Origin of the sequence: Bradyrhizobium sp. 197 (assembly GCF_023073375.1) — a bacterium.
In the GTDB taxonomy this organism is placed as follows: domain Bacteria; phylum Pseudomonadota; class Alphaproteobacteria; order Rhizobiales; family Xanthobacteraceae; genus Bradyrhizobium.
On the sequence record NZ_JADPJJ010000002.1, the window covers coordinates 27,125 to 40,412 of the forward strand.

The following is a 13,288-nucleotide window of genomic DNA, read 5'->3' on the forward strand; positions in this document are numbered from 1 at the left end:
GCTCACGCCGCGCCGAGGCCCAGCTTCTCATAGACCCGCCTTGCATAGGCGCCGAACGCGTCGGTCGTCTTGAGCGGAAGGTCGCGCGGGAAGGGCAGGTCGATCGGGAAATAATCGGCCATCTTCGCCGGGCCAGCGGTCAGCACGGCGCAGTGCGAGGACAGGAACACCGCTTCCTGGATCGAGTGCGTGACGAAGACGATGGTCTTGCCGCTCTCGCGCCAGATCCGCAGCATCTCCAGATTCATCTGCTCGCGCGTCAACGCGTCCAGCGCGCCGAACGGCTCGTCCATCAGGATCAGTTTTGGGTCGTGAATGAAGGCGCGCGCGATTGCGGTGCGCTGCTGCATGCCGCCGGATAGCTCTCGCGGATATTTCTCCTCGTAGCCCGCGAGCCCGACCAGATTGAGCAGATCGCGCGCCCGCCCGCGCGCGGCCTTGATCGGCAGGCCCACGATTTCCGCCGGCAGCAGCACGTTGTCCAGGATCGTCCGCCATTTCAGCAGCAGTGCCTGCTGAAACACCATGCCGACGTCGCGGGTCGGATCGAACCGGCTTTTGGCATTGCCGATCTTTACCGTGCCGCCGTCGGCGCCGTGTAGCCCGGCCAGAATCTTCATCACCGTGGTCTTGCCGCAGCCGGACGGGCCGACCAGCGAGACGAGCTCACCTTCCTGCACGTCCATGGTGACGTCGGAGACCGCCAGGAATTCGGCGCCGCGGCTGCGGTAAATCTTCCGGACACCGCGCAGGCTGATGAAGGGCTCTTCGGTCATGCCAGCCATTTGTCTAAGTTGGCGCCCACGAACGCGTCGTCGCTGAGGTCGGCGTGCTCGCGGTACACGCGATCGATCTCGTCTTTCTGGCCGGGGCTGAGACCCTCGTTCGGATCGAGGCACCACAAGCCCTGCATCAGGCCCTGTCGCCGCAACACCTCGTGGCAGCCGGCGATGCAGCCGTGAAAATTATTGGCGACGTCGAAGAAGGCGCTGTTGCAATCGGTGACGCGGGCATCGAGCGCGAGCAAATCGGCCGGGACGCTGTCCTTGTGCCGTGCCGCCTTGCAGCGCTCGAATTGCTTGATCGCGCTCGCCGTCCACACCGACCAATGGCCGAGCAGGCCGCCCTTGAAGTAGGTCCGCGTGGTGACGCCGTTGTCGCGCAGGTCGAACGGCAGCATCAAATCGAGCAGGATGTGATCGTCATTGCCGGTGTAGATCGCGACGCGGTCGAGCGAGCCGGCCGCGGCGACGCCGCGCAGCACGTCGAGTGTCCGATAGCGGTTGAACGGCGCGATCTTGATCGCGATGACATTGTCGATCGAGGCAAAGCGCTGCCAGAACCGGCTTGAGAGGATTACGCCGCCGACCGCCGGCTGGAGATAGAAGCCCACCAGCGGAATTTCGGCCGCGACCGCCGTGCAATGCGCGATGATCTCGTCCTCGGAGGCGCTCTTCATCGCGGCGAGACTGAGGAGCCCTGCGTGATAGCCGATGTCGCGCGCGGTGCGGGCTTCTGTGACGGCCTGCCGGGTCGGGCCGGCGAGGCCCGCGACCATCGCCAGCGGACGTTTGGTCCAGTTCGCCGCAGTCTCGGCAGCGAGCTCGAGCACGGGACGGTAGAGGCCGACATCGCGGATCGCGAACTGCGTGGTGTGCACGCCGACCGCAAGGCCGCCGGAGCCGGCGTCGATGTAATAGCGCGTCAGCGCGCGCTGATGCTTTTGGTCGAGCTGGCGTTCGGCGGTGAGCGCGAGCGGATGCGCCGGCAGCACGGTGCCGTCGGCGATCAGCCTGCGGATCTCGCTGTTGATCTGGCTGTGGTGCATGATGTCCTATCCGAATTCAGGGCCGGCGACGGCGAATGGCATGTCTTCCCCCGCGGCAGTGGCGGGGCCGAACCGCATGCGCTGGAACGGCCGCTCGATGGTCCAGCCCGATGCGGTCAATCCTTCAGGGAATGCGGCTTGTGCCGCGACGGCGTCGAGCAGCAGCGGTCCGCTCTCCGATTGCGCGATCGCATCGACCAGGGTCAGCGCGGCTGCGGCGTCGTCGGCAAACAGGGGGCCGATATGGCGCGCGGTGCGTCCGTCGCGAACCAGCGCGATGGCGCCGTTCGCAGAGACGATACGTGAGCCGGGGCGCCGCGCAAAGGCAGAGAGCAGGGCGGTGCGATCAAAACCGGTGGCCCGCAGGTCCCGGGCACGAAGCGCGTCCAGCGTCGCGGATGAAGGTGCCTGCGCGGTCGCGTGACCTGATTTCACCAGCTTCAGGCGGCGCAATTGCAGCGTCGGCGTGAACCCGAGCGGTCCATAGACGGCGACGCCGTCGGGCGTCGCATCGAGCCAGCTCGTCAGGCCATTTTCGCGCGCCGTCTTCAGGCAGGCATCGACCAGGCGCGTTGCGAGGCGACGGCGGCGGTGCGTTGCCGACACCAGCACCATACTGATCCAGGCGTTGTTGCCGGGGTAGGGGAGTAAAGCCGCCGTAGCGACCAGTCGCGCGCCGTCGCGGATGCCGAATACGACGCCTTCGCGCAGGAAGACGCGCCAGTCCTCCTCGGTCTGGTTCCAGTGTGCTTCCGTCGAGAGGAGCAGGCCCGCGGCGGCGTCTTTGACGCCGAGTTTGATGACGGGCAGGCCGTCAGTAGCGTCCATCGCGCACCTCGTATTTGGTGGGCTTGCCGAGGCTCGGCATGGCGCGGGACACCCAGTCCGCCGTCCAGGTGATCAACTGCTCGGTGTCGACGACGGGCAGGCCGAACAGCTCGACCGCCTTGGACGTGTCGGTCAGCCACGCCGTCGGCTCTTCCTTGCCTGTCAGCACCGGGGCACGGCCGAACCTTGCGCCGAATTTTTGCGCGAGATCGCGCACCGCCAAAATCTCGTGGCCGCTGACATTGATCGGCGAGGTCGGCGCCGTGCAATGCGAGAGGCAACGCAGCGCCTGCGACGAGGCATCGCCCTGCCAGATGAAATTGACATGACTGATGCTGACGTCGATTGGCGTGCCCGTGAGCACTTTCACGGCGATGTCGTGCAGTACGCCATAGCGCATGTCGATCGCATAATTGAGGCGGAACAGCTGTCCGGGCGTTCCGAATTTGCGCGAAAAATATTCGAACATGCGTTCGCGGCCGACGCAGGACTGGGCGTATTCGCCGGGCGGGTTCGGTGGCATGTCCTCGGTCGCGCCTTTGCCGTCCACGGGAACGAAGGGATAGATGCAGCCGGTCGAGAACGCCACGATCCGCGACGACGGGAAGGCCTGGGCGACCAGCGCCGGCACGTGCGCATTCATCGCCCAGGTCAGCGACAGATCACCCTCCGCGCCGAATTTGCGGCCGGCCATGAAGACGATGTTGGGCGCCTTCGGCAGCGCCTGAATTGCGGTCTCGTCCATCAAATCGCAATTGATCGTCTCGACGCCGCGCGCGTGCAGCCAGTCCTTGACGCTTGCGTCGCTGAAGCGGGCGACGCCGATGACACGGCGATCGGGCACCGCGGCTTTTGCGAGCCCCGCCAAGGTCGGTCCCATCTTGCCGGCCACGCCGAGGATCATGATGTCGCCCTTGACCGTGGCGAGGTCGTCGATCAATGCCTGCGTTGGGCGGCACAGGAGATCGTCTAGCGCGGCGATATCGGGGATGGTCTTCGGCAGGTTCTGGCGGGTGAGGAGCATCGATCTGGTCCTTGGTCTTTAAGTCTGCCGTTTTGTGTTTTCAGGTTTGTCTTGCGTCGCCGACCACGAACATGCGTTCGAGGACGAGAACCAAGCCATAGAGAGCGACGCCGAGCAGCGTCAGCAGCACGACGGCCATCACCATCGCGGGCGTATCGAGCGACGACTGCACCTGGATCATGAGGTAGCCGAGCCCGCGCTCGGAGGCGATGAACTCGCCGACGATGGCGCCGGCGACCGCGAGGATGGCGCCGACCTTCATGCCGGAGAATATGTAGGGCAGCGATCCCGGCAGCTGGATCTTGCGGAACAGCGTCCAGCGCGAGCCGCGCAGCGATTTGACGAGATCGAGCAGATCAGGTTCGACCTCGCGCAAGCCCCGCGCGGTGGTGAGCAGGATCGGAAAGAAGCAGATGCTGAAGGCGATCAGGATGTTCGGCACGATGCCATAGGAGAACCAGACGATGAGGAGCGGGCCGAGCGCCACTTTCGGGATCATGTTCAGCGTCACGAACAGCGGCAGCAGCACGAGGCTGAGCAGCGGCGCCCAGCTGAAGATGACGGCCAGCGCGACGCCGACGAATGCGCCGAGCGCAAAGCCGCCGAGGATCTCGATCGCCGTCACCAGCGTATTGGCGCCCCAGGCGTAGGTAGCGGTGCCCAGCGTCTGGATTGTCGCCAGCGGTGAGGGCAGGATGAATTTCGGCACGTGGAAGGCATCGACCATGACCTGCCAGAGCACGAGCACGGCGAGATGCACGATCAGGACGATCGCAAAGCTGCGCGTATTGCGGGCGCCGTCTCCTGCCACCGGTTGCTCCCTGTTGCCAGCGGCCGCCTTGCCGCTTGCCGCTGGTCGCAAGCCTAACCGGCCTTGAGGAAAGTTTCAACCAGTTGGTTGATTACGGCCGGAGCGAATGCAGCACGAGATCGGCGACGTGCCGGCGGCGGGCGCGGCGCGCGGCCCGGCTCGACAGGTCCTTGCCGAAGATCGCCGACAGCGTCGGCGTATTCGAGAGATAGAAATAGCCGAGGCCCGCAATGGAGATATAAAGCTGGATCGGGTCGATCCCCTTGCGGAACATTCCGGCGCGGACGCCCTCGTGAAGGATGTGGGACACGCTCTTCACCAGCGGCGAATGCATCGCCTCCAGCCGCGTCGAGCCGCGGACATGGCGGGCGCCGCCGCGGTTCTCGTCGTTCAGAAGCACGATGAAATCGGGGTTTGCCGCGAGGTAATCGAACGAGGCCTCGATCAGTTTGCGGATCGCCTTTTCCGGCGGCAGGCCCTCGAGATTGAGCTGGCGCTCCTGCTCGCGGATATCGGCGTAAACCCATTCGAGCACGGCAAGATAGAGCGAATCCTTGTCGCCGAAGTAATGGTAGACGAGCTGCTTGTTGACGCCGGCGCGCTCGGCGATCTCGTCGACGCGGGCGCCGGCAAAGCCGTGCCGGGCGAACTCCTCGCGCGCCGCGGTGAGTAGCTTCTTGCGTGTGGCGACGGGGTCGCGCCGCTGCGGCACGGTGTCGCCTGAACGTTTTGCGGGCATTTCCAACCAAACAGTTGACAAGTGGAGAGCGGGCTTGTTGCATTGGTATCCTCACGGGGGGAGAGCGACAAGCCGGGTCGCGGGCAATGAGGAGAGATGCGATGAAGCGTTTGCAGGCGGCGGGCTCGGCCCTGGCTTTGGCCCTGATGCTCGGTTCACCGGTCGTGCCGGCGACCGCGGGCGAGGCGGTCAATCTGATCCTGAACTGGACGCCGACGGCCGATCACTCGCCCTATTATTACGCCAAGGCGCAAGGCTGGTACGAGAAGGCGGGCATCGACCTGACCATCGAGGTCGGCAAGGGCTCCGGCGTCTCCGCCGCCAAGGTTGGCTCCGGCGGCTCGCCCTTCGGCGTCGCCGATCTCGCCACCATGCTGGTAGCCAAGAGCAAGGGTGCCGACACTGTTGCCGTGATGAGCGTCTACGCCAACACCGGCCAGACCTTCTATTGGCTGAAGAGCTACGGCGTGAACGGGGTGAAGGATTTTGCCGGCCACAAGATCGGCAATCCGCCCGGTGATGCTTCGCGGGTGATGTGGCCGGCCTTTGCGAAGGCCGCAGGGCTCGCACCCGACTCGGCCAGCTTTGTCAATATCGGGCCGACCGCAAAGATCGCGGCGCTCAAGAGCCACACCGTCGATATCATCAGCGACTTCTACAACGAGCACGATTTGAAGGTGATCGAGTTCGGGCCCGATCTCGGCTACGTCAACTGGAAGGACATCGGGCTCAACCCTTACGGAAATTCGCTGATCGTCAACGGCGGCTACCTGCAGAAGAACCCGAAGCTGGTCGAGGATTTCGTGCGCGTCACGCAAAAGGCCTTTGCGACTTGCGTCGCCGACGCCGCGCCCTGCCTGAAGGCGCTGCTCGACCAGGTCTCCGGTCTCGACAAGGAGAACCAGGAGCGCCAGTGGGAGCGCATCAAGTTCTTGATGACGGACGAATTCACGACGACGAAGTCGCTCGGCTGGATCGACGGCGAGCGGATGAAGAAGGACTACGAGCTGGTCCAAACCTATCTCGGCATGGAGAAGCCGTTCGACGTGACCACGGCGTTCACGACCAAGATGCTGGATCCCGCCATCAAGATGGATGCGAGCAAGGTGAAGAAGTAGGGGGGCGGAAGGCGTCCCGTCATTGCGAAGGACGCGTGCCGCATTCTGATCTCGTGCCCCGGACGCAGCGCAGCGCCTCTTCGGCGGTGCGCTGCAGAGCCGGGGCCCACTCGCCGGGAGCAGGCCGTATGGCCTGGGTCCGGCGCTGCGCAGCAACGCCTGCGCGTTGCAGCGCGTCCGGGACACGAGGCGCGATTACCGGCCGCCTCCACGTAACCCCGCGGAGAAATTAACCAGCCATTAACCATATCGGCCGCATCGTTAACCATTCAATAACTGGGAACGAGTCGGCCGATATGGAGGCTGCAGTAAAACCTCAACGCCAAATGGTACGCCTGCGCGGGCGCTCCTATGTGGCCTTCGTGTTCGTGCCGACGGTTCCGATCCAGGACTGGCTGCAGGAAATCGACACCACCATCGCGCGCTCGCCGGGCTTTTTTGCCGGCAGGCCCGTGGTGATCGACCTGTCCTCGGTCGATCTTAGCCAATCCGGGATCGGCCATCTGCTCACCAGCCTCCAGGACCGCAACATCCGCGTGCTCGGCATCGAGGGTGTGGAGGAGGCGCGGTTGACGCCGACGATGCCGCCGCTGCTGTCGGGCGGGCGGAGCTGCGTGGTCGAGCCGAGCGCGCCCAAGAAGCCTGAGACCAAGGTCGAGACCAAGCCGACCTCGCTGCTGCTCGAAACTCCGGTGCGCTCCGGCCAGACCGTGATCTTCCCCGAAGGCGACGTTACCATTTTGGGTTCGGTCGGCTCCGGCGCCGAAGTCGTCGCCGGCGGCTCCATCCATATCTACGGCGCGCTGCGCGGCCGCGCCATGGCGGGCGTGAACGGTCACACCAGCGCGCGCATCTACTGCCAGAAGATCGAGGCCGAACTGCTTGCAATCGATGGGTTTTATCAGACCGCCGACGATATCGACGCCGCCCTGCGCGGCAAGCCGGCCCAGGCCTGGCTGCAGGGCAACACCATGCGAATTACGGCACTGAACTGACCAGCAAAGGAGATATTTCAGATGAGTAAAGTACTGGTCGTGACATCAGGCAAGGGGGGCGTCGGCAAGACGACGACGACCGCCGCGCTGGGGGCTGCGCTGGCGCAACGCGGCGACAAGGTCGTCGTCGTCGATTTCGACGTCGGCTTGCGCAACCTCGACCTTGTGATGGGCGCCGAACGCCGGGTCGTGTTTGACCTCATCAACGTGGTGCAGGGCGTGGCCAAGCTGCCGCAGGCGCTGATCCGCGACAAGCGGCTCGAAAACCTCTGGCTGCTGCCGGCCTCGCAAACCCGCGACAAGGACGCGCTGACGGAGGAGGGCGTGGGCAAGGTCATCGACGATCTGCGCGGCCGCTTCGACTGGGTGATCTGCGACAGCCCGGCCGGCATCGAGCGCGGCGCCTCCATGGCGATGCGCTTTGCCGACGAAGCCGTGATCGTCACCAATCCGGAAGTCTCCTCGGTGCGCGATTCCGACCGCATCATCGGTATGCTCGATTCCAAGACGGTACGGGCCGAGAAGGGCGAGCGCGTCGAGAAGCACATCCTCATCACGCGCTACGATCCCTCGCGCGCCGCGCGCGGAGAGATGCTGACCATCGAGGACATCCTCGAAATCCTCGCGACCCCCTTGCTCGGCATTATCCCCGAGAGCCAGGACGTGTTGAAGGCCTCCAACGTTGGTACACCGGTGACGTTGTCGAACGCGGACGGCGCACCCGCGCGGGCCTATATCGACGCGGCGCGGCGACTGTGCGGCGACACCGTGCCGATGCAGGTGCCGACCGAGCGCAAGGGCTTCATGGATCGTCTGCTGCGACGGAGGGCTGCATGAGCATGGGTCTGCTTCGGCTTCTCCGCGGCAAAAAGGCTTCGGCACCCGTCGCTCGCGAACGGCTGCAGATCCTGCTTGCCCATGAGCGCGGACTGCGCGGCCAGCCCGATCTGCTCGGTGTGCTGCGTGAGGAAATTCTCGCCGTCGTCTCCAGGCACGTCACGCTGGATCCGACCAAGGTCATCGTCCGGCTCGATCGCGGCGACGAGGTGTCGACCCTGGAGGTCGATATCGAAGTGCCCAATGACTTCGAGCGTAAGCGGGTCGCGGTCGCATAGGGACGCGGCCGAAGGCCCTTCAAGTTTGGGGTGGGTGATAGGGCGGTCCGCTGGGCATAGCGGGCCGCCTTTGTCATTTGTGTTAGTCCGGCCGATGTGATCGGCACCTGGCGGAACGGGATTTGCGGCGAAATCGTTGTCAACGACCCGCGGAACAGCAGGAGCGATGCACCGCGGTTTCGTCAAACGGGAGAGCGCCCATGATGACCGAGGTCCAGGTCCATACCGTCGCGCGCCAGATGCTGGAACAGCATGGTTTCGCGGCGATTGCGAAGGCCGCCGAGCAGGCCCAGGCTTGCGAGGGCCGCGGCGAGGCCGATGACGCCAAAGAATGGCGTCACATCGCCGAGGCGATGAAGATCATGCGCGGTCCGCACCAGAGCTGAACTCGCAAAGCCCGAGCGCGCTCAACGCTCCCCGCGGTCGGCGCCCTGCGGCGTGCGATTCTGGGTCTGCGGCTGGCTGCGCTCGCCTGTCTCCTTGCAGGGCAGCGGTTCCCATGAGCCGTCTGGCGCCTGCTGATAGGCGCTGCAGGATGGGGACGCGGACTTGTCCTCGCCCTTCTGGGCGTCGGAGTTCTTCGCCAGCACCGGCGCAGTCAGCACCGTAGCGAGGACAAACGCTCCGGCGAAAGCGACATGTATGTTCCGCATGAGGGGTCTCCTGTTCGAGGTCGAAGGGGTCCTGCATGCTGGCAAGAATTGTGACAATTATTAGCCGCGACAGCGCCTTCGCCGTCGCGTGCTTAACGCGGTGAGGAACCGCCTTGCTAGCCGCCCTTGCTGCGGATCAGGCCGGCGAGGTTGGTCTTTTGGGCTTCGCACCAGCTGGGCATGCCGAGGCGGCGCTGGTTGAGATCGGTCGCCTGGGTGGCCACCGCGACCTCGGCCATCAAATCGTCGTCCTGCTTCTCGCCCATCTTGCCACCGGTGTGCATCCAGGCGATCGCCTTGCGCACCTTCTCGGTGGTACCATCGGGCAGCTGCATCTGCTCCGCCTTCTGCACCAGGTCCTGGTAGACGACATCCGTGCCAGGACATTCGACCTTGGCGGCGAAGGCCTGCAAGACCAACGTGACATAGGTCGAACGTGGATGGTCGGCCGCTTGGACCGGCGCCGCCAGCAGCAACAGGGCCGTCATCAGAAAACCAGTGCGCATCCTTGGTACCTCCCCGCATTTTTGGGAAGGCTAGCGGCTGGAGCGCCGCTCCGCAATGGGGATAGCGCGCGGCCGCGAGGCCGGCCGGCGAGCTAGCGTTGCCAGGCCGGCACGGGATCTAGCGGTGTGCGGTAGACCTCGTTGTGATCGCGGTCGGTGACGCGCACAGCGCAACCCTTGCGTTGCAACTCCGGCTTCACCTGCGAAAGTTCGGTGGCCAGTTGGTCGGCGCGGTCGGAAGCACCCTCGATGTCTTCTAGGATGATTCCGCCCTGGTTCTTGAACTCTTCACCAACCACGAGATCGAAGGAATAGTAAGGCATCCGAATTCCCCGGTATGACGAATTGAGCTTCGAGTGGACGTTTCAACACGTGACCGATGGTACCACTGAGTCGATGTTTATCGAATGAACGGCGCGCGCAATCTCTGTGCTTATGGCGCAGAAATGATGTGCAACATTCAAGTGCGTTAAGATTTTATTAAATATGTCGGCGCGATCATGAGGCATGGAATTGCAGCAGAACCGGGCTCCGGGAACCGGCAGCTGCAAGAGAAGGCCGCCGGCATAGATCCCGACGGCCTTTTCTCTTGATGCAAAGCGCGCGAAGCGTCGCTTCCCGTGGTTGCCCGGACTCAACGCATCATATCGACTCGGACAGCATCCTTAGTCGCAACACTCTGCATCGTCGCGTGACGATCGTTCAGCGCAACGGCATTGGCGGACGCACGACAGGTCCATCGTCGTCGGCAACGGCTTGCGTCGTTATGGGCGCAGCTGGCGGTGGGACCGTGGCCGCCTGCGAAGGCGGCGGTGCGAGCGGCGCGGGCGAATAAGACGGCATGTAAGTCTGCGACACGGCCGGCTTCGGCTTGCGAACCGGCGGCGCCGGAGGCCGCGCGGACACGCGCGCGCGCGGATCGACGGGCGGCCTTGCATCGGCCACCGGCTTTGGCGCGGGCGGCTTCGCCATCTCGCGCGCCATCTGCTCCTGTCCGGCCTTCAACTCGGCGATGTTGACCTTGAGCTGCTCGATCTGCTGCGCCATCGCGGCGAGATCGCGCGTCATCGATTGCACAGGATCGGACTGTGTTGCCGTGGGCACGGCTGCTGCAACCTGAGTTGGAGGCGGCGCCACGGATTGATCGGTCGCTTGATCCGCTGCGGCTTGATCCGTTGCGGCCTGCTCCGCAGGTGGCGCGGCCTGCGCGGCGGCGACCGGTGCCGTCTGCGACGTCGAAGGCAGCAGCGACGCCAATGCCGGCGTCCATTCGGCCAGCAACTGTCTTGCGGTGTCGCCGTGATTCTCCCAGGCGACAGTGGCGGCCGCGCTGCCGCCCGCAAACAGCAACGTGACGAGCGCGCCGCGCAGCCATTTGCCGGCGGAGGATCGCTTCTGCCGGCCGCGACCATCACTGGCCGCGATGCGCACGGCGGTGTCGACCGAAGGCACCGCCGCCTGCGGCCCCGCGACAGGGCTGAACTTCGGCTCCGGACCAACTTTGGACTTCGGCGTGAACGCCGGATCTATTTTGGGCTCTGGACGGGTCGTGATCTCAGGCGCGAACGCGGGCGCAACGCCGATGGCGCGAGAGGCCAGCACCATCTCGGGCGAAATCTGCACGGCGTCGTGCGGGTCATTGTTCGTGACCGTATCCTTCACGATCTCATCGACGATTTGCCGAGAGTTCAGCGTCGCGAGCATCGCAGCTCCTTTTGATGCCTTCGTCGTCCGCATTGGCGCGAGCCGATCCGTTGAGGTGAGCCCATCCAAATCTGACGAGCCAAGCACGATACGCACGAGTCCAGCCGGATTTGACCAAAGCAAGGCGAGGGGATGGAGACTGTGCGACGCTCTTCCACCGTTTGTGGTGATGGAACCCGCTCGGTCAAACACGCGCACGTGTTCCGCATTGCCTTGTTTTCAGCACGATTTGGGCAGCATCTGGTACCGCTGGGGGTGCTGCTATCGCTATCGGGGCCAGCGGTGCCAAAATCTTTATTCGTTCTATTCGTCGTTGCCATGCTTCCGCTTGGCGGTTGCATGCAGGCGACACTTTCGCCATCAACGGATGCGAGCATGACGCCGCGCGACCGGCAGTTGCTGGCGCATGCGCCTTACGCGCAGGCGAACGTGCCCGAGCAATATCTCCGGCATATCGTCGATTATCCACGCAAGGAGCAGCCAGGTACGATCCTGGTCGATACCAATGCGCGCTACCTCTATTTCGTGCTGCCCGACGGCAAGGCGATGCGTTATGGCGTCGCGGTCGGCGAGGAAGCCATGGCGTTCTCCGGCGTGGCGCGGGTCGGCCGGTTGGCGGAATGGCCGGACTGGGTTCCGACAGCGGACATCCAGGCGCGGCTCGGACCCTATCCAGCGCGCGTCACCGGCGGTCCCGCCAATCCGCTGGGCGCACGGGGCATCTATCTCTATTCCGGCAACAAGGACACGCTCTACCGCATCCACGGCACCAACCAGCCGGAATATATCGGGCAGGCGATCTCGTCCGGATGCATCCGGATGCGCAACGAGGACGTGATCGATCTCTATGACCGGGTGAAGCTCAATTCAACGGTCGTGGTGTTACCGCCCGGACAGAGCGCGCAAGTCGAGGCGAGGCCCAGCTGGCGCGGGTGAGGTCGCCCTACTCCGCGGGCTGGGCAACGCGCCATTGCAGCGTCGTGGCATTGCCGTTGGTATCGCCCGGCGCCTTGTCGGCGGGCGAGGTGTAGAGCGGGCGATAGCGGTAGGCCCACATCTTGCTGCCGTCGTCGCGATTGATCACGGTGAAGTCGCCAACGGCCCTGGCGTCCGCCGTTGCGGCCAGCGGGATCCAGTTCTCGATGCACTTGCTGTTGCAGTTCGACGTCTTCCCGGTGGTGTCGCGTTCGTAGTAATAGAGCGTCATTCCCCTGAGATCGACGAGCTTTGGACCCTTTTTGGTCAGGACGACTTTGGCTGGCGCGATCGCGGCCTCGACCTTCGGCGGGGCAGGGTCACCGCCGCCATGGCCGTTTGCGAGTGCAGGGGCGGTCGAGAGCGCGACGGCCGCCGCGACTATGATGAACCTGGACATCCAAAACTCCCGAACGGCAAAGTTAATCGCGCCTTAAGCGCAGAACGGTGCCGACAGTAGCAGCCGAACGTTAGTTCCAGGTTTCGCGGGTGTGCGACAAATAGGGGCAAAAACACGGGGCCTAGGCCTGCACCTCGCGCAACGGGGCGCGGCTGAGCTCGTTGCCGGCGGCGATGACCTTGTGCAACAGCCGCATCAGCTCCTCACCTTCCTTCGCGCTGAGCCCGCGCAGCATGATGCGTTGCGCGGATTCGACGGCCGGCGTGATCTTGCGCAGCGTGCGGCGGCCTTCGTCGGTGATTTCGAGCTCGCGGGCACGGCGGTCGCGGCGCGAGGCCCGGCGCTCCGCGAGCCCCTTCAGCACGAGGCGGTCGATCACGCCGGTGATGGTGGTGCGGTCGTAGGCGATCAGGCCTGCCAGCGTCACCTGGTCGAGCCCCGGATTGGCCTTGATGGTCGCGAGCGCGGCGTATTGCACCGGCGTGAGGTCGAAGCCCGCATCGCCGACCTCGGCCAGAAACACCGCCACCGCGATCTGCTGGAACCGGCGCGCCAGATGTCCGGGCATGTCGTTGTTGTCTTTCACCGGATT

18 protein-coding genes are annotated in these 13,288 nt (G+C 64.6%); 6 read left to right on the forward strand and 12 right to left on the reverse strand.

All coding sequences use genetic code 11. From position 1 onward, the window contains the following. Positions 1–2: 2 nt before the first annotated feature. The 6 genes from IVB27_RS00300 to IVB27_RS00325 form a co-directional block, all read right to left on the reverse strand. The gene (locus IVB27_RS00300) at positions 3–785 is read right to left on the reverse strand and encodes an ABC transporter ATP-binding protein (protein ID WP_247346660.1); all 783 of its coding nucleotides are present in this window, start codon (positions 783–785) and stop codon (positions 3–5) included. Then, positions 773–1,828 carry a dihydrodipicolinate synthase family protein gene (locus tag IVB27_RS00305; RefSeq protein WP_247440489.1) on the reverse strand — a complete coding sequence of 352 codons (1,056 nt, stop codon included), beginning with the start codon at positions 1,826–1,828 and terminating at the stop codon, positions 773–775. The genes IVB27_RS00300 and IVB27_RS00305 overlap by 13 nt, the downstream gene beginning before the upstream one ends. 6 nt (positions 1,829–1,834) lie before the next feature. Further along, the gene (locus tag IVB27_RS00310; protein ID WP_247440491.1) at positions 1,835–2,656 is read right to left on the reverse strand and encodes a GNAT family N-acetyltransferase; all 822 of its coding nucleotides are present in this window, start codon (positions 2,654–2,656) and stop codon (positions 1,835–1,837) included. Continuing rightward, the gene (locus IVB27_RS00315; protein ID WP_247440493.1) at positions 2,643–3,680 is read right to left on the reverse strand and encodes an NAD-dependent epimerase/dehydratase family protein; all 1,038 of its coding nucleotides are present in this window, start codon (positions 3,678–3,680) and stop codon (positions 2,643–2,645) included. The genes IVB27_RS00310 and IVB27_RS00315 overlap by 14 nt, the downstream gene beginning before the upstream one ends. Before the next feature lie 40 nt (positions 3,681–3,720). Then, positions 3,721–4,491, reverse strand: coding sequence for an ABC transporter permease (locus IVB27_RS00320; RefSeq protein WP_247346677.1), 771 nt, complete (start codon positions 4,489–4,491; stop codon positions 3,721–3,723). 91 nt (positions 4,492–4,582) lie between these two features. Continuing rightward, complete coding sequence (locus IVB27_RS00325) at positions 4,583–5,230, reverse strand: TetR/AcrR family transcriptional regulator (RefSeq protein WP_247346687.1); 648 nt, start codon at positions 5,228–5,230, stop codon at positions 4,583–4,585. 101 nt (positions 5,231–5,331) lie between these two features. Between IVB27_RS00325 and IVB27_RS00330 the strand changes: the two genes are divergently transcribed. The 5 genes from IVB27_RS00330 (at position 5,332) to IVB27_RS00350 (ending at position 8,844) form a co-directional block, all read left to right on the forward strand. Then, complete coding sequence (locus IVB27_RS00330; RefSeq protein ID WP_247440495.1) at positions 5,332–6,348, forward strand: ABC transporter substrate-binding protein; 1,017 nt, start codon at positions 5,332–5,334, stop codon at positions 6,346–6,348. A 296-nt stretch (positions 6,349–6,644) separates the two neighbouring features. Next, the gene (gene minC / locus IVB27_RS00335; protein WP_247440496.1) at positions 6,645–7,343 is read left to right on the forward strand and encodes a septum site-determining protein MinC; all 699 of its coding nucleotides are present in this window, start codon (positions 6,645–6,647) and stop codon (positions 7,341–7,343) included. Between the two features lie 21 nt (positions 7,344–7,364). Next, complete coding sequence (gene minD / locus IVB27_RS00340) at positions 7,365–8,180, forward strand: septum site-determining protein MinD (RefSeq protein ID WP_247346704.1); 816 nt, start codon at positions 7,365–7,367, stop codon at positions 8,178–8,180. Then, a complete protein-coding gene (gene minE / locus IVB27_RS00345) occupies positions 8,177–8,458 on the forward strand; it encodes a cell division topological specificity factor MinE (RefSeq protein ID WP_247346707.1) in 282 nt (93 codons plus the stop codon). Before minD ends, minE begins: the two co-directional genes overlap by 4 nt. A gap of 200 nt (positions 8,459–8,658) precedes the next feature. Continuing rightward, a complete protein-coding gene (locus IVB27_RS00350) occupies positions 8,659–8,844 on the forward strand; it encodes a hypothetical protein (RefSeq protein ID WP_247440498.1) in 186 nt (61 codons plus the stop codon). A gap of 21 nt (positions 8,845–8,865) precedes the next feature. On the opposite strand, the gene IVB27_RS00355 is transcribed toward IVB27_RS00350, so the two are convergent. The 4 genes from IVB27_RS00355 to IVB27_RS00370 form a co-directional block, all read right to left on the reverse strand. Then, entirely contained in the window at positions 8,866–9,111 is a 246-nt protein-coding gene (locus IVB27_RS00355) for a hypothetical protein (protein ID WP_247440500.1), read from the reverse strand. A 116-nt stretch (positions 9,112–9,227) separates the two neighbouring features. After that, positions 9,228–9,617 carry a hypothetical protein gene (locus IVB27_RS00360; RefSeq protein ID WP_247440502.1) on the reverse strand — a complete coding sequence of 130 codons (390 nt, stop codon included), beginning with the start codon at positions 9,615–9,617 and terminating at the stop codon, positions 9,228–9,230. A gap of 92 nt (positions 9,618–9,709) precedes the next feature. After that, positions 9,710–9,940 (reverse strand): DUF6894 family protein, encoded by a 231-nt coding sequence (locus IVB27_RS00365; RefSeq protein ID WP_211396093.1) that lies wholly within the window; start codon positions 9,938–9,940, stop codon positions 9,710–9,712. Between the two features lie 379 nt (positions 9,941–10,319). Next, a complete protein-coding gene (locus tag IVB27_RS00370; protein ID WP_247440504.1) occupies positions 10,320–11,321 on the reverse strand; it encodes a hypothetical protein in 1,002 nt (333 codons plus the stop codon). A 318-nt stretch (positions 11,322–11,639) separates the two neighbouring features. Between IVB27_RS00370 and IVB27_RS00375 the strand changes: the two genes are divergently transcribed. Further along, the gene (locus IVB27_RS00375; protein WP_247346795.1) at positions 11,640–12,257 is read left to right on the forward strand and encodes a L,D-transpeptidase; all 618 of its coding nucleotides are present in this window, start codon (positions 11,640–11,642) and stop codon (positions 12,255–12,257) included. Positions 12,258–12,264: 7 nt separating this feature from the next. On the opposite strand, the gene IVB27_RS00380 is transcribed toward IVB27_RS00375, so the two are convergent. Together IVB27_RS00380 and IVB27_RS00385 are read right to left on the reverse strand one after the other, a co-directional pair. Further along, positions 12,265–12,696 (reverse strand): COG4315 family predicted lipoprotein, encoded by a 432-nt coding sequence (locus IVB27_RS00380; RefSeq protein ID WP_247440506.1) that lies wholly within the window; start codon positions 12,694–12,696, stop codon positions 12,265–12,267. A gap of 121 nt (positions 12,697–12,817) precedes the next feature. Next, the gene (locus IVB27_RS00385) at positions 12,818–13,282 is read right to left on the reverse strand and encodes a MarR family winged helix-turn-helix transcriptional regulator (RefSeq protein WP_247440508.1); all 465 of its coding nucleotides are present in this window, start codon (positions 13,280–13,282) and stop codon (positions 12,818–12,820) included. Between the last annotated feature and the right edge of the window lie 6 nt (positions 13,283–13,288).

Excerpts from the sequence above, each read along its gene's own strand:
- IVB27_RS00300 (WP_247346660.1), bottom strand. The coding sequence starts at position 785 with ATGGCTGGCATGACCGAAGAGCCCTTCATCAGCCTGCGCGGTGTCCGG.
- IVB27_RS00305 (WP_247440489.1), bottom strand. The coding sequence starts at position 1,828 with ATGCACCACAGCCAGATCAACAGCGAGATCCGCAGGCTGATCGCCGAC.
- IVB27_RS00310 (WP_247440491.1), bottom strand. The coding sequence starts at position 2,656 with ATGGACGCTACTGACGGCCTGCCCGTCATCAAACTCGGCGTCAAAGAC.
- IVB27_RS00315 (WP_247440493.1), bottom strand. The coding sequence starts at position 3,680 with ATGCTCCTCACCCGCCAGAACCTGCCGAAGACCATCCCCGATATCGCC.
- IVB27_RS00325 (WP_247346687.1), bottom strand. The coding sequence starts at position 5,230 with ATGCCCGCAAAACGTTCAGGCGACACCGTGCCGCAGCGGCGCGACCCC.
- IVB27_RS00330 (WP_247440495.1), top strand. The coding sequence starts at position 5,332 with ATGAAGCGTTTGCAGGCGGCGGGCTCGGCCCTGGCTTTGGCCCTGATG.
- minC (WP_247440496.1), top strand. The coding sequence starts at position 6,645 with ATGGAGGCTGCAGTAAAACCTCAACGCCAAATGGTACGCCTGCGCGGG.
- minD (WP_247346704.1), top strand. The coding sequence starts at position 7,365 with ATGAGTAAAGTACTGGTCGTGACATCAGGCAAGGGGGGCGTCGGCAAG.
- minE (WP_247346707.1), top strand. The coding sequence starts at position 8,177 with ATGAGCATGGGTCTGCTTCGGCTTCTCCGCGGCAAAAAGGCTTCGGCA.
- IVB27_RS00350 (WP_247440498.1), top strand. The coding sequence starts at position 8,659 with ATGATGACCGAGGTCCAGGTCCATACCGTCGCGCGCCAGATGCTGGAA.
- IVB27_RS00355 (WP_247440500.1), bottom strand. The coding sequence starts at position 9,111 with ATGCGGAACATACATGTCGCTTTCGCCGGAGCGTTTGTCCTCGCTACG.
- IVB27_RS00360 (WP_247440502.1), bottom strand. The coding sequence starts at position 9,617 with ATGCGCACTGGTTTTCTGATGACGGCCCTGTTGCTGCTGGCGGCGCCG.
- IVB27_RS00365 (WP_211396093.1), bottom strand. The coding sequence starts at position 9,940 with ATGCCTTACTATTCCTTCGATCTCGTGGTTGGTGAAGAGTTCAAGAAC.
- IVB27_RS00370 (WP_247440504.1), bottom strand. The coding sequence starts at position 11,321 with ATGCTCGCGACGCTGAACTCTCGGCAAATCGTCGATGAGATCGTGAAG.
- IVB27_RS00375 (WP_247346795.1), top strand. The coding sequence starts at position 11,640 with ATGCTTCCGCTTGGCGGTTGCATGCAGGCGACACTTTCGCCATCAACG.
- IVB27_RS00380 (WP_247440506.1), bottom strand. The coding sequence starts at position 12,696 with ATGTCCAGGTTCATCATAGTCGCGGCGGCCGTCGCGCTCTCGACCGCC.